Source organism: uncultured Mailhella sp., assembly GCF_905187505.1.
Taxonomy (GTDB): Bacteria; Desulfobacterota; Desulfovibrionia; order Desulfovibrionales; family Desulfovibrionaceae; genus Mailhella.
In genome coordinates, this window is the sequence record NZ_CAJJIC010000056.1 from 1 (window position 1) to 14,010 (window position 14,010).

11 protein-coding genes are annotated in these 14,010 nt (G+C 59.5%); 7 read left to right on the forward strand and 4 right to left on the reverse strand.

The window, feature by feature from the left end; genetic code table 11:
- The 7 genes from QZZ60_RS06690 to QZZ60_RS06720 all read left to right on the forward strand — a co-directional run.
- Positions 1 to 401, forward strand: a 401-nt coding sequence (locus QZZ60_RS06690) for a TIGR04076 family protein (RefSeq protein ID WP_295639599.1), incomplete at its 5' end; no start/stop codon positions are given.
- Positions 402 to 464: 63 nt separating this feature from the next.
- The gene (gene lpxK / locus QZZ60_RS06695) at positions 465 to 1,598 is read left to right on the forward strand and encodes a tetraacyldisaccharide 4'-kinase (RefSeq protein ID WP_295639602.1); all 1,134 of its coding nucleotides are present in this window, start codon (positions 465 to 467) and stop codon (positions 1,596 to 1,598) included.
- A 63-nt stretch (positions 1,599 to 1,661) separates the two neighbouring features.
- Positions 1,662 to 4,721, forward strand: a complete 3,060-nt coding sequence (rnr, locus tag QZZ60_RS06700) for a ribonuclease R (RefSeq protein ID WP_295639604.1) — start codon at positions 1,662 to 1,664, stop codon at positions 4,719 to 4,721.
- Positions 4,722 to 4,957: 236 nt separating this feature from the next.
- Positions 4,958 to 5,194 (forward strand): DNA-directed RNA polymerase subunit omega, encoded by a 237-nt coding sequence (gene rpoZ / locus QZZ60_RS06705; protein ID WP_295639607.1) that lies wholly within the window; start codon positions 4,958 to 4,960, stop codon positions 5,192 to 5,194.
- Between the two features lie 23 nt (positions 5,195 to 5,217).
- Entirely contained in the window at positions 5,218 to 6,327 is a 1,110-nt protein-coding gene (gene dnaJ / locus QZZ60_RS06710) for a molecular chaperone DnaJ (RefSeq protein WP_295639610.1), read from the forward strand.
- Positions 6,328 to 6,482: 155 nt separating this feature from the next.
- Positions 6,483 to 7,094, forward strand: coding sequence for a formylmethanofuran dehydrogenase subunit E family protein (locus QZZ60_RS06715; RefSeq protein ID WP_295639613.1), 612 nt, complete (start codon positions 6,483 to 6,485; stop codon positions 7,092 to 7,094).
- A gap of 295 nt (positions 7,095 to 7,389) precedes the next feature.
- Positions 7,390 to 8,385 carry a D-alanyl-D-alanine carboxypeptidase family protein gene (locus QZZ60_RS06720; protein ID WP_295639616.1) on the forward strand — a complete coding sequence of 332 codons (996 nt, stop codon included), beginning with the start codon at positions 7,390 to 7,392 and terminating at the stop codon, positions 8,383 to 8,385.
- Positions 8,386 to 8,765: 380 nt separating this feature from the next.
- Here the strand turns inward: QZZ60_RS06720 and hemL are convergent, their stop codons facing one another.
- The 4 genes from hemL to QZZ60_RS06740 form a co-directional block, all read right to left on the reverse strand.
- The gene (hemL, locus tag QZZ60_RS06725) at positions 8,766 to 10,040 is read right to left on the reverse strand and encodes a glutamate-1-semialdehyde 2,1-aminomutase (protein ID WP_295639619.1); all 1,275 of its coding nucleotides are present in this window, start codon (positions 10,038 to 10,040) and stop codon (positions 8,766 to 8,768) included.
- 12 nt (positions 10,041 to 10,052) lie between these two features.
- Positions 10,053 to 10,538, reverse strand: a complete 486-nt coding sequence (locus QZZ60_RS06730; RefSeq protein WP_295639622.1) for a siroheme decarboxylase subunit beta — start codon at positions 10,536 to 10,538, stop codon at positions 10,053 to 10,055.
- 220 nt (positions 10,539 to 10,758) lie between these two features.
- On the reverse strand, positions 10,759 to 12,387 hold the full coding sequence (locus tag QZZ60_RS06735) for an L-lactate permease (RefSeq protein WP_295639625.1): 1,629 nt from the start codon (positions 12,385 to 12,387) through the stop codon (positions 10,759 to 10,761).
- 681 nt (positions 12,388 to 13,068) lie between these two features.
- Positions 13,069 to 13,380 carry a hypothetical protein gene (locus QZZ60_RS06740; RefSeq protein WP_295639628.1) on the reverse strand — a complete coding sequence of 104 codons (312 nt, stop codon included), beginning with the start codon at positions 13,378 to 13,380 and terminating at the stop codon, positions 13,069 to 13,071.
- Positions 13,381 to 14,010 lie beyond the last annotated feature (630 nt).

The following is a 14,010-nucleotide window of genomic DNA, read 5'->3' on the forward strand; positions in this document are numbered from 1 at the left end:
GCCGTCATGTCATTGCGGGGCCGTTCCGTCCGCCCCGTGAGGGGCTTTCCATGAAAAAGGTCAAAATAACCGTTCTGAAAACGACCTTCGATCAGGAGCTCGCCGAAGAATACGGCGTAAAGGGACTCGGCCCCTGCCCCATGATGAAGGCCGGCGACGTCTTTTTTGCCGACTACGCAAAGCCCGACCATTTCTGCGACGAAGCATGGAAGGCCGTCTACCAGTATGTCTTCGCTCTGGCCCACGGTTCGGGAGACGAACTCTTCTACTACGGCGACTGGATACGGACGCCGGGTGTGGCCATAGCAAGCTGCAACGACGGTCTGCGTCCCGTCATCTTCAAGCTGGAACGCACGGACGAAGATTCCGTCATCAACTACACGCCCGTTCAGCGCGCCTGACGCGCGGTCCGTCGCCGTCCGACGGCCCATTTGGGCACGAACGTCTTTCCGCCCGGTGCCGCCATGGCGAAACGCCATCCTCTTCAAGACATTCTCGCCCCGCTGCTTCTGCCTCTCTCCCTGATCTATGGTCTGGGAGGCAGTCTTCGGAGACGTCTCACCCGAAAGGGCGTGCTCAGGCAGTGGAAACCTCCCCGTCCCTGCGCTTCCATAGGCAACATTTCCTGGGGAGGCACAGGCAAGACCCCCGTTACGGACTGGCTGCTCTCCCAGGCCGCAAAAAGAGGTCTGCGTGTCGCCGTGCTCACGCGCGGCTACGGCGCCCATCCTTCCAGCCTTCCCCTGCGCGCCCGGCCCGGCGTCTCCGCCTCGGAGTGCGGAGACGAGCCCCTCATGCTGGCTTCCGCTCATCCCGACGCCGTCGTCATGGTCGATCCCGACAGAAACAGGGCGGGACGCTTTCTTGAGGAGCATGATCCCCCCGACTTCTATCTGCTCGACGACGGCTTCCAGCACCTTTCCACGGGGCGGGATCTCGACATCGTGCTTCTCGACAGAGACGACGTGCCCTTTGCTCCACTCTCCGGCCGCCCGCCGTCAAACTGGAACAGGGTCATCCCTGCAGGAAGCTGGAGGGAGCGGGAATCGGCACTGGACGAGGCGGACCTCTTTCTCATCAAAACCGTTCCCGACGAATGGCCTGCGCTCGTACCCGCTCTGAAGGCAAGGCTCTCGAGTCGTCCCCGGCCGGTATTCGCGTTCCGCATGGCGCCCGTCGGTCTGCGGCCGCTCGACATGCGCACGACGCCCTCTGACGGTGCGCGGTACAGGGACGCCGCAGCCGTTGCCGGCCCCTACGTGTTCGTCTGCGGCATCGGCGACCCGTCCCAGGCGCTGCGCACGGTCACCGAATTTTTCCGCAGGCCTCCGGAAAAAATGCTCTCCTTTCCCGATCATCACGACTTCAGCAAGGAAAAGGCCGCGATCGAAGCTCCGGGCCTTCCCGTGGTCTGCACCGGCAAGGACGCCGTCAAACTCGCGCCGCTCAGCCTTGCCGTCCCCGCCTTTTCCCTCGAGGTATCGGCCGAATTCTTCGCTTCCCTGAGCGCCGAAGCCGTTGCCGGCGTCTCTTCGTCCGAACCGGAAACGGACTTTGAAACCTGGTGGAACGGCTGGCTCACCCGTCATCTCGTCTGACGGAGCAACGTTTTCCGACATCTGCAAACCGGGCCCTTCTCTGCCCGAAAAAATAAGAACATCATGAAAAAACAAGAAGATTTCGACGAACAGCTTTTGTTCGACATTCTCAGAAACGCAGGACGCCCCCTGCGACTCGACGACATTCTCCGCATCGGCGGCTTTTCACGCAAGCTCAAAAGGGACGTTCAGGATGCGCTGCACGATCTGGTCCGCAACGGCGAGGCCGTCCGTCTTGAAGGCGGAAGCTGGGTACTGGCGGAACATCTGAAACGACGCCGGGGCATTCTGGCCGCTCAGCGCTCGGGGGCGGCCTTCGTCACCCCCGAGGACGCCCAGGCGAAAACCGGACAGGACATCTATATCGCCCCGGAGGACGTGGGCGACGCCTGGAACGGCGATCTTGTGGACGTCATGCTTCTGCCCAGAAAGCGCGGCTCGCTCAAGAAGCAGGAAGGCCGCGTCATTGCCGTGGTGAGCCGGGCCCGGACCGACATCGTGTGCCGCGTTCTGCGCAGAGGCAGCAAAGAAAACACCATGCTCTGCCGCCCCGCGGACTCCCGGCTCTGCTTCGACGTGCTGGCCGACGTATCGGCAATGGAAAAAACGCCTGAGGAAAACGAACTTCTGCGCATCTCCGTGGATGAAAAGCTCGAGGAGCACGGAGAGCGGGATCTGTGGGCCGGAAAGGCACTCGCCACGCTCGGACTTGAAAACGACGCCCTCGTGCAGGAACGCCTGACCAAGATCAACAACGGCATTCCCACGGAATTTCCCGACAACGTCATTGCCGAAGCGGAAGAGGCGGCCCGAAGCCTGTCGGAAGACATGGCAGGCCTTGCGGATCTGCGCGAAGAGATGCTCGTCACCATAGACGGCGAAGACGCGCGGGACTTCGACGATGCCGTGTGCGCCGCCCGCACGTCCGAAGGATGGCGTCTTCTCGTGGCCATTGCGGACGTGTCCCACTATGTCCGCCCGAAAACGGCGCTCGACAGGGAAGCTCGCGATCGCGGCAATTCCTACTATTTTCCCCTGTCCGTGGAGCCCATGCTTCCCGAGGCACTGTGCAACGGCGTGTGCAGCCTGAGGCCCGATGAGGACCGCCGCTGCATGGCCGTGGACATGCGTCTTGATGAAAACGGCAATCTGACGGATTCCCGCTTCTTCAACGCCGTCATGCGCTCCCACGCCCGCCTGACCTACCGTGAGGTTCAGGCCGCGCTGGATGATCCGCAGGGTGAAACGGCCGCTGCCGTGGAAGAAAGAGCTCCGGGCGTTCTTTCCATGCTGCAGGAAGCGGCCGATCTTGCCGCCGTTCTCATGGAACGCCGCCACAGACAAGGCGCGCTGGACTTCGACATTCCCGAAGCGGAATTCGTGGTGGAGGAAAAAAACGGCATCTCGCGCGTCACGGGAATACGCAACAGAGAAAGGCTGTTCAGCCACCGGCTCATCGAGGCCTTCATGGTGCGCGCCAACGAGGCCGTGGCGGAATTTCTCACCCGCAAGGGTGCTCCGCTGCTCTACCGCGTGCATCCCGCGCCCGGCGCGGACAGGCTGGAGGAACTTTACCACACGCTCCGCTCCACGGACGCCGAGCTGCCCCTTCCCCGCGCGGCGAAAGCCGCGGTGCCCAACTGGCTCACCCACGTGCTGGACGCCGCCTCGGGCACGGATCAGGCCTTCATCGTCAGTCGGCTCACCCTGCGTTCCATGATGCAGGCACGCTACTCGCCCGAGGAAGACGGACACTTCGGTCTCGCCTCGGCCTGCTACTGCCACTTCACATCGCCCATACGCCGCTATGCCGACCTTGTGAATCATCGGGCCTTACGCTATGTTCTCGGCCTCGATACGGGCGGGCCCATCCCCACGGGCCACAAGCTGCTGGAAACGGCGGAGCAGTGCAACGGCAGAGAACGCGTGGCCACCGACGCCGAACGGGAAATCGACCGCCGCATGGGATGTCTGCTGCTCATGGGCCGCACGGGAGAAACCTTCGAAGGCGTCATCAGCGGCGTCATGAACTTCGGCTTCTTCGTGGAGCTCGACTGCATGCCTGTCGAGGGCATGGTCCGGGTGGAGACGCTCGGCCGGGACTACTACATATTTGATGAGGAAAGGCAGGAACTGCGCGGCGAACACAGCGGCGAAACGTTCCGCCTCGGACAGAGAGTGACCGTAAAACTGACCGGCGTGCACGTCGGTCGACTGGAGATAGACTTGGAACATCTGAAAGAAGAGGAAGGACGTCGTCCCTTCCGTCGCAGACATGACGACCGCGCGCAGCAGCGCGCCCGCTTTGAGGACAAGGACGATCAGCGTCGCGGCAAGCGCCGTGCCTTCGCCGACAGAAAGGGCTTCCGTCCCCGCCGCGACGATGAAGAACTCGCCCGCCAGCGCCGCTACGCCTCCGACACCTGGGATGAGGAAACTCCTCGCGAGGACTCCTTCCGTCCCCGCCGCCCGAAGCCCTGGGAGAGGGATCGCCGCAGAAACGAGGAGAACGGCAGAGACGAATTCCGTTCCGGCCGCAGAGTCGTGAACAAAAAAACGTCGTTCCGCGATGAGGAAGAGCGCTTCCCGAGAGAAGAAGGCCGCTCCTTCCGCAGGGATCGCCGTCCCTTCCGGGGCAATGAGGAAGAACGGTCCTTCCGTGAGGACTCTCCTTTCCGCGGAGAAAAGGAGTCCCGCCGTCCGTTCCGTCCTGCCCGTCCCCGCTTCCGTCAGGATGACGAGGACAGCGCCGGACAGCGCTTCTTCCGCGAAAGGGAAGGCGGCGAACGCAGAGGCGGCCGCTTCGCCGACAGAGAAGAACGCCGCGGAGGCAGACCCGGCCGTCCCTTCCCGAAACGGCATGACCGGCAGGATGAAGGCTTTGCCGACGAAGAGCGCTCCTTCCGTCCCTCCCGTTTCCACGGGAACGAGGAACGCAGAGAACGCCGCTTCTCCGACCGCCGCGAAGACAGGCACGCACCGCGCGATCATTCGTTCCGCCCCGGCCGTGAATCCCGCGACCACAGGGAACACGACGGATTCCACGGCGCTCCCGACGACTTTTTCGCCATCAGAACGGAGACGGAAAAACCGACGCACCGCTTCGGCAGGCGCAAAAAATAGTCCGCAACGAAAAACTCCGTTCGCCTCGACAACGAGGCGTATTCCGGGAGAGGTCCGGGCCTCTCCCGGGTCTGGAACGTCGCTCAATGTATTGACAACCCCAGGCGCTCCAGATAAAAAAGATGGTTCGGCATCATACCGCAAGTTTTATTTTCCCCGTGTTCCTTCCGGCACGGGGCCTCGCATATGTTTCGACATCACCCGGCTTGCCCGGATAAACTTTCTGGAGGCATTCCATGGCCCGTATTACCGTTGAAGATTGCCAGCGCCGCGTGAACAACCGTTTCCTGCTCGTGCAGATGGCCATCAAGCGCGTGCGCCAGTTCCGCGAAGGCTACGAACCTCTGGTAGACAGCAAGAACAAGGAAGTCGTCACCGCTCTGCGCGAAATCGCCGCCGGCAAGGTTCTGCCCGAAGACAAGCGCTTCTACACCCCCGTTGAAGGCGAAACCACGCCCGATCTTGACGATTAATCCCTGCGTTACGGAACAGTCTCATGAGCAAGCGCGATTATTATGAAATTCTGGGCGTCTCCCGGGATGCTTCGGACGAAGAGATCAAGCACGCCTACCGCAAGCTGGCGCTCAAATATCATCCCGACCACAATCCGAACAATCCCGAGGCTGAACAGAAGTTCAAGGAGGCCGCCGAAGCCTACGACGTTCTCCGCAATCCTGAGCGCAGGGCCAACTACGACCGATTCGGTACCGCCGATCCCGGCATGGGAGGCACGACCTTCAACAGCGCGGAAGACATTTTCGCCCAGTTCGGAGACGTGTTCGGCGATCTGTTCGGCTTCGGAGGGGCCCGTTCCCGCGGCCCCAGACCCCAGCAGGGCGACGATCTGCGCTACAACATGACCATTTCCTTCCGTGAAGCGGCCAAGGGCACGGAAAAAACCATCAAGATCCCCCGCCATGCCACCTGTCCCGAATGCAACGGCTCCGGTGCCGCCAAGGGATCTTCCCGTGAAACCTGCAAAAAATGCGGCGGGTCCGGACAGGTCGCCATTCGTCAGGGCTTCATGCAGTTCGTACAGCCCTGCCCCACCTGCCACGGTCGCGGCTTCACCATTCCCAAGCCCTGCCCCAAGTGCAAGGGCGAAGGCATTGTGGAGACCATGCGCGAACTTTCCGTGCGCATTCCCGCAGGCGTCTATGACGGCGCACGTCTGCGCCTGCGCGGAGAAGGCGAAATGGGCGTGCACGGCGGACCTTCCGGCGATCTTTACGTGGTGCTGCACGTCGAGGACGACGACGTTTTCGATCGCGACGAGCAGAACCTCATCTACACGGCCACCATCACCTTCCCCCAGGCTGCGCTCGGTACCCGCATCCAGATTCCCAGTCTCAACGAAGGGGAAACTCTCGACCTCGACATTCCCAAGGGAACGCAGAACGGCAAGATTTTTCAGATTCGCGGCAAGGGACTCAAATACCCCGGAGAAAAGCGCACGGGCGACCTTCTGGTGCGCGTCGTGGTGAAGACCCCCACCAAGCTTTCCGCCGAGCAGGAAAAGCTGCTCAGAGAGTTTGAAAAGCTCTCCGAAGAACAGAACAAGCCCGGTATTTTCGACAAGGTCAAAAAAGCCATGGGCATGGAATAATTCCGCCGGCAACAGCAATCAGGCCGCTTCCGCATCACACGCGGAGGCGGCTTTTTTGTCACCTTATCATATCAAACGGACGCATTGCGCTTTAAAAGGAAGAAAAGTCCTGCGCGCCCTTGCGCGGGGCCAACCTTAAAAACGAGCGTAACGTCATGATTCCCTTCACATCCTTCGACGACTTCATCGAGGAGGCCAGAGCGTTTCACGGTTCCGCCTCGCCGGGACTGATCATAGGCGCCTCCATGGTGGAACTCGCGCTCCACTCCATGGGACGCACCCAAAACTATCATGCGCTCTGCGAAACCGAACGCGATCTGCCCGACGCCGTTCAGCTCCTCACTCCCTGCACCACGGGAAACGGCAGACTGCACGTCCTTTCCCTCGGACGCTTTGCCCTGACGCTCTTCCGCAGACAGAACGGCAAGGGCGTGCGCGTACACCTTGATCTTGCCAAAACTGCGGGGTGGCCTCATATCCGTCGCTGGGTCCTTCAACGGCTGGAAGATGGGGAACGGGAACAGGTCCGCCTGGAGCATGAAATACGGAAGGCGGGCATATCCATCCTTTCCGCCTCCCCCGTGCAGATGCGCGCCGTCTTCATGGACGAAGCTCTTCCCGGTCCCATGACGGCCTGCATAAGCTGCGGCGAACCCCATCCCGCCTCCATGGGCGTTCTGTGCCGGGCCTGTGCGGGTCAGTCCCCCTATGTTCCTCACCTGCCGGCCTCGCCGCTCCATGACGGCAGCCGTTCCGATCTCCTTTGAACGCCCTCGGCTCCCCCATGGATCAGAACGCGCTTCCATGCGTTCCTGACGAAAGCGACGTTTCCCCGGGACCGCATGATGTCGCTCCCGGGGGCCATCCGCTCCTTCAGGATTAAAATTGTTACAAGTCTCGTTGCAGGCTTGCCGCTCAACCAAAAATTGTCTAAAAAATTCACAAGGTGCTCGCGCATCCCGCTCCGGAATCTCCTCTTTCCGAAGCCGTGCCGCCCATCTCCGTTTCTTCGGAAGACGCAGTCTGGAAGGCGCAATTTCATGAGCTGAATCAGGAACGATCATGCCTATCCAACATCCGTCGAACGGCTTTCGTCGCATTCTCGCCCTTACGGTTCTCTTCTGTCTTTTCTGCGTCTCCAGCGCGCTGGCAGGTCCCATCAACGCCAAAAGCGCCATACTCATGGACGTGACGACCGGACGCATCCTCTATGAACAGCGTGCAGACATGAAGATTCCCCCGGCATCTCTGACCAAAGTCATTTCCATGTACGTCGCCATGAATGCCATCAGCGCCAGAAAGGTAGACTATCACGACAACGTGAAAATCAGTGCCGCGGCGGCCCGGACGGGAGGATCACGCTTCGGTCTGCGCTCCGGGGAACGCGTCACCCTCGACAAGCTTTTCTACGGCATGGCCGTGGCTTCGGGCAACGACGCCAGCGTGGCGGTGGCGGAACATGTGGCGGGCTCCACGTCCGCCTTCGTCAAGAAAATGAACGCACTGGCCAGGCAGCTCGGCATGAACAACACCCGGTTCGTCAACGTGCACGGACTGCCGGCCAAGGGACAGCTCACCACGGCGCGCGACATGCTCAAGCTAGCCAAAGCCTATCAGGCGCACTACCCCATCGCGAGAAGGTATCACCTCGCCCGCTCCGTCACTCATCGCGGGCACACGGAACCCAACCACAATCCTCTGGTCGGCCATTACGCGGGACTCGACGGACTGAAAACAGGCTGGGTGACGGCCGCAGGCTACAACATCATCGTCACGGCCCGTCAGCGGGGCCACAAGCTCATTGCGGTCATTCTCGGAGCGCCCAACTCCGGTGTCCGTGCGGCGGAAGCAAGACGACTGCTCAATGCCGGCTTTTCCGCCGTGGCAAAAAAGAAAAGCACCGCCATAGCAGAGCTCGGCGTTTCCCAGAAACAGGCGGCGCAGCTCAAGAAGTCAAATTACTCCGCCCCCCGCAAAATACAGAAAAAACGTTCCCCCTCCCGCAAGTCCGCCGCGGCGGCCCAGCGTCAGTCCACAAGAAAAAAGTCCGATCGCTGACCTTTTCCGGGCGATTTTCCTTTTTCCCAAAGACAGTTCGCAAAAGTCGAAAACGCTTCCCATGCGCCCGCACAGAGCTGAATTTCATGATGAGAGAGCTCCCGTTCCGAATGGAACGGGAGCTCTCTCATCATGAAGACACGCGATCCGGCCTGCTTCTTTGTCGACGCACCCCCCGGTCGCCTTCCGAACGCTGACGCAAATCTTCTCCTAAGATGCCGCCCCCTTCAAACAAGGCTTGAGGATCCGTTCGATGCCTCCAGCGCCGTCCCGGCAACGGCTCGACAGACGTTTCCTTCCTTTTCTGAACGAAGCGCACAAAAAAGACGCGGAGTCCTTTCGGAAGCCCCGCGTCCCAACAATGCTTCTTCAGCCACACGCTAGAACTTCACGTGGCGGGCGGCCTCCAGAGCCTTCGCAAAATCTTCGTCGCTATGGGCAAAGGAAAGCATGTTGGCTTCAAAGGCGGAAGGCGCCATGAATATGCCCTGCTCGCGCATCTGCTTGTAGAACGTTTCAAAAAGCTTCTGATCGGTGGTCTGCACGCTGGCGAAGTCCACAAGGGGAGCTTCCGTGAAGTACACGGTGAACAGAGATGCGATGTGCGGAATCTGCACCGGAACGCCCTTTTCCTTAAGAATTTCCTGAAGTTCTTCCACAAAGGCGTGGACACGGGCTTCAAGCCCCGCGTAATCGGCATGCTTCAGAATGTTCAGCGTAGCCAGACCGGCCGCCATGGCCAGCGGATTGCCCGAGAGCGTTCCGGCCTGATAGACTTCGCCTTCCGGCGCGATGTGGCGCATGATGTCGGCACGGCCGCCGTAGGCGCCCACGGGAAGCCCGCCGCCGATGATCTTTCCGAAGGTGGTGAGATCGGGCATGATGTCGAATCGTCCCTGTGCTCCGGCGTAGGAGAGACGGAAGCCCGTGATGACTTCATCAAAGACCAGCAGCGCACCATACTTCGTGCACAGCTCCCTGAGACCGCGCAAAAATCCGGGCTGCGGCAGCATGAGTCCCATGTTGCCCGCCACGGGCTCCACGAACAGCGCGGCGATCTGGTCGGGCCATGCCTCGAAAAGCGCCTTTACGGCATCAAGATCATTGTAGGGAGCAAGCAGCGTATCGGCCACGGTGGCCGAGGGCACGCCCGGCGTACCGGGAATGGAAAACGTGGCCACGCCGGAACCGGCGCTGGCAAGAAACGCATCGCCATGGCCGTGATAGCCGCCGATGAACTTGATCATCTTGTCGCGACCGGTCACGCCGCGGGCCAGACGCAGAGCGCTCATGGTCGCTTCGGTGCCGGAATTCACCATGCGCACCATTTCCACCGAAGGCAGCGCCGCGCACACTTCATCGGCAAGACGCACCTCGTCCTCACAGGGAGCGCCGTAGCTCGTGCCGCGCGCAGCCGCCCTGCATATGGCCTCCGTCACCTCAGGATGCGCATGTCCCACCAGCATGGGGCCCCAGGAACCGAGAAAATCAATGACATCGTCGCCGTCGGCCGTGGTGAGATGAGAGCCCCTGGCATCGGCAATGAACAGAGGATCGGCATGCACGTTGCGGCAGGCGCGTACGGGACTGTTCACGCCGCCGGGAATGAGCTTTTGCGCGTGAACAAAAAGATCATGGGAACGATTGGTATTCATATCTTGCTCCTGTTACTTCGACGGCTCCGCAAAGTACGTCATGGAAATTTTTTTCAGCTCTTTCAGGCTCTCAAGAATCTCGAACCTGTCCAGAACGGTGCTCCTGCGCAGATCTTCCACCACATCCAGGCAGTCCTTCTCGCTTTTGCCGTGAATCATGGTGTAGAAGGTATACGGCCATGCCGGATAGGGGCTGGGACGATAATAGCAGTGGGAAATGCGCGGATGCTCGGCAGCCTTGCGTCCCACCTCGTCCACATCCTCAGGAGAAACCATCCACGACACCATGGCATTGTGCGTCCAGCCCGTGCGCTGATGCTTGATGCTCGCGCCGAAACGACGGATGGCTCCTGAATCCTTGAGGCGGGAAAGAAGCTCGAGCACTTCCTCTTCCGTGGCGCCGGTGGCGGCAGCCATGTCCGCATAGGGGGTAAGAGAATCGGGTATGCTCTTCTGAGCAATGCGAAGAATGGCCTGTTCCTTGTCCGTAAATTCCATGGCAAGCCCCGTTATGGTGAAGAAATTCGACGGGCAGTATAGCCGCAGGCCCCCCGGGACGCAAGAGATCGGGATCACACGCACGGGAAAAACGACGTTTTCCCCAAATGCATGATTTCGGTGACTCCCCAGAAAAAGGAAGCGGGAATCGCTCCGACCCCCCGGAACGATTCCCGCATGGATTGCATGGACACGCTCCATGCAGATCCCGTCTTCCTTCTTACGGAAGCATCCAGCTCAGGAAGCCTGCCTGACAGTAGGCAAGCACGCAGAGAATGAGCGTCAGGGCAATGCTGTGCCCCAGGGCGAAGCGGAACAGATTGCCTTCCTGTCCGACCATGTTGGTAGCCGAGGTGGCCACGCTGATGGACTGGGGAGAAATCATCTTGCCGGTCACGCCGCCCACGGCGTTGGAGGCGACGGCCAGTTCAGGCGGAATGCCCACGGCCGTGGCGGTGGTGTGCTGCATGCTGCAGAACAGCGCATTGGACGAAGTGTCGGAACCGGTAAGGAACACGCCCAGCCAGCCGATGAGGGGAGCGAAGAAGGGGAAGAAGCTGCCGGTCTTGGTGAAGGCAAGACCCAGAGTGGAGCTCATGCCGGCATAGTTCATGAGGAAGGCCAGACCAAGCACGCTGGCAATGGTGAGGATGGGGAAACGAAGCTGATGAAGCGTGGTGAAGAAACACTTCACGGCCTTGGCATAGGAATAGCCGGGCATAAGAGGCACGGCAATGAAGCCCGAAAGCAGAATGGCGGTACCGCCGGCGGATACCCAGCCGAAGGTGAACACGGCCGCATAAGGAGCCTCGGTGGCCACGATGGGAGCCGCACGATTGACCATGCCGTCAAGCAGAGGCCAGGAGAAGCTGGGAGCGGAAATGCTGTTCAGCACGGCCTTGAACTGCGGCAGCCCCCACAGGAACACCATGACGGCCAGGATGAGATACGGGCCCCAGGCACGCAGGACGACCTTGCCGGAATAGCCGGGACCATCGGTGCTGATGGCGGGATCTTCAGCAAAGCGGAAAATGGAGCTGGGCTTCCAGTAGCGGAGCAGAACGAGCAGACCCACGATGGTGGCGATGGCCGACATGATGTCGGGCAGGGTCGGACCATGGAAGTTGGCGAAAATGAACTGAGCACCGGCAAAGCACACGCCGGCGACCAGAATGGCGGGCAGAATTTCCATGGAACGACGGACGCCGCACATGACGATGCTCAGCCAGAAGGGAATGATGATGGCAAGCAGCGGAAGCTGACGGGCCGCAACCTGGCTGATGAGATTGGCATCCATGCCGGACACGCTGGCCGCGGTAAGCACGGGAGCGCCGATGGCACCGAAGGCCACGGGAGCCGTGTTGGCTATGAGGCAGAGACCTGCGCCGTAGATGGGGTTGAAGCCGAGGCCTGCAAGCATGGCGGCAGTGATGGCCACGGGGGTGCCGAAGCCCGCCGTACCTTCCAGGAAGGAGCCGAAGGCAAAGGCGATGAAGATGGTCTGAAGTCTGCGGTCGGGAGTCACGCGGGCCAGAGAATCCTTGATGATCTCAAACTCACCGGATTCCACGGTCATGTTGTAGACCCAGACGGCGGTGATGACGATCCAGATGATGGGGAACAGACCGTTGGCAACGCCGAGTCCGACGGAACTGATGGCCGTGATCACGGGCATGCGCCATATGAGGACGGCAATGATGAAGGCGGAAGCGAGTCCGGCCAGCGCAGCAATGTGCCCCTTGGCACGTTTTATGGCCAGCATATAGAGCAGAATGACAAGCGGTATGGCCGCAATGCAGGCTGAGACTACTTCGCTGACGACTGGGTCATAGACTTGGGTCCACGCCATGATACTCCCCCATTGAAATTAAAATGATCATCACACCGGATGCTTTTCTAAAAAAAGCATCTGAATAAGCCTATGATGATAGGATTATAAAAAATAAAAAATCTTCGCAAGGGCGGAAGACAAGCGTAAAAAGAAACAACATTTATTGAAATTTTAATAACGCATTTTTCTGAAAAATAAAATTTGTTTTTGGATAACATATTGTTATATATTATATTATACATTTTCTCCCTTATGAGAACACAAAATATTCCGGTTTCGTCATTCCCTCGACGAAACGCTCAAAAATCATATCTTTCAAGTAGGTTATCAGTCGTTTTCTTGCGGACGGAAGCTTTGTGATTTATTTCTTATATAAGGTTTTCAAAACCATATTCCTTTGATTATCCGCATGATTATCTGAACAGGGCCCAAACTGGGGCATGCGACGGCTCCTTTCCATGCCTTCGTTTTAATAAATGGGACAGGCTGTCGGCCTTCTCATGTCAAGCTTGTTCCTTTCCCGCTCTCTCACCCCCGAACTTTTCCCCTCAGTTCAGCACGTTTTTCCTCCGCTCCTTTCTCCACAGCAAACGTCGACAATGCGTTCAGAAACGCGACTCTCACGTCCCATCGGGACATCACGCCAGTGCGTCAAACGTTTGCGGCCTCGCCTCCAGACATGAAAACACCACAAGCCCCTCATGAAGGCTCTGCGGCAACCTCTCTTTCAGCAGCTTCCAGAAGCGCAAAACATATGCGACGGTTTGCCCCCATACGATTTTCCGCGCATAAAGGAAAGGCTCGGGCAACGGCCATATACGGATTCTGCGCACCGGGAGGCAGAATGCCGCGCCACCAAGGCAGGATTGAGTGCTTTTCAATTGAGTGCTTTTCAGGAGAAGTCGAACAAAGCAGGCAGACACGCAGCGACTTCTTCACATCATCCCCGAAGACGAAAGCATTGCCGAGCAAAATGTCTTCCCTGAACGTGCCGTCGAAAAAATTCTGCATGAGCATTCCCAAAACGCATCCGGCAGGCGTAGTCCGTCAGCTCTGCCTGTTCAGAAAACATTCTTTGCCCCCGGAGAAAAAACTTTGCCCGCCCTTTCCGGCAACAGATTTCCCGCACCGCAGAAATGCAGCCGGAGACCTCTTTCCTGTTCCCCCCGACGCTTCTCATGGGCGGCATCAGACACCGGCATCAGACGCGCATCGTTTTCAGAAGTGCTCCTTCAGGCGGAACCATGCCCGGGAGCGGGGCCTTTGCAGACCTCAGCAGGATAAGGCACGGAAAGTGGCGGCCTGTTCCCTCCGGGACCCCGGCATCCCCCCTGCAAAGACGTTCCGAAAAAACATGAAGCAAAAAACTATGCCCGGCTATGCCCTTCGGTCATGTCTGCGGTTTCAGGCAGACGCGGACACGGGAAAATGATGCCCGCATCGTCGGAGCGCGTTCACAGAAGCGAAAAAGAGCCTCTGAAAAATGTCCGGGGATGCGTCCCCCCATGTTTTTGCAAAACACGCCTTGAGCGCCCCATGAGGCGGGGCAACGGCCCGATCACGGACGCTGCCTGCCCTCTCAGGATCGGGCGTCTTCGGACCGGCTCCAGATTGCCCGTCGTTTTCCGGTCCGACATCATG

Excerpts from the sequence above, each read along its gene's own strand:
- rpoZ (WP_295639607.1), top strand. The coding sequence starts at position 4,958 with ATGGCCCGTATTACCGTTGAAGATTGCCAGCGCCGCGTGAACAACCGT.
- QZZ60_RS06735 (WP_295639625.1), bottom strand. The coding sequence starts at position 12,387 with ATGGCGTGGACCCAAGTCTATGACCCAGTCGTCAGCGAAGTAGTCTCA.
- QZZ60_RS06740 (WP_295639628.1), bottom strand. The coding sequence starts at position 13,380 with ATGCAGAATTTTTTCGACGGCACGTTCAGGGAAGACATTTTGCTCGGC.
- hemL (WP_295639619.1), bottom strand. The coding sequence starts at position 10,040 with ATGAATACCAATCGTTCCCATGATCTTTTTGTTCACGCGCAAAAGCTC.
- QZZ60_RS06715 (WP_295639613.1), top strand. The coding sequence starts at position 6,483 with ATGATTCCCTTCACATCCTTCGACGACTTCATCGAGGAGGCCAGAGCG.
- rnr (WP_295639604.1), top strand. The coding sequence starts at position 1,662 with ATGAAAAAACAAGAAGATTTCGACGAACAGCTTTTGTTCGACATTCTC.
- QZZ60_RS06720 (WP_295639616.1), top strand. The coding sequence starts at position 7,390 with ATGCCTATCCAACATCCGTCGAACGGCTTTCGTCGCATTCTCGCCCTT.
- dnaJ (WP_295639610.1), top strand. The coding sequence starts at position 5,218 with ATGAGCAAGCGCGATTATTATGAAATTCTGGGCGTCTCCCGGGATGCT.
- QZZ60_RS06730 (WP_295639622.1), bottom strand. The coding sequence starts at position 10,538 with ATGGAATTTACGGACAAGGAACAGGCCATTCTTCGCATTGCTCAGAAG.
- lpxK (WP_295639602.1), top strand. The coding sequence starts at position 465 with ATGGCGAAACGCCATCCTCTTCAAGACATTCTCGCCCCGCTGCTTCTG.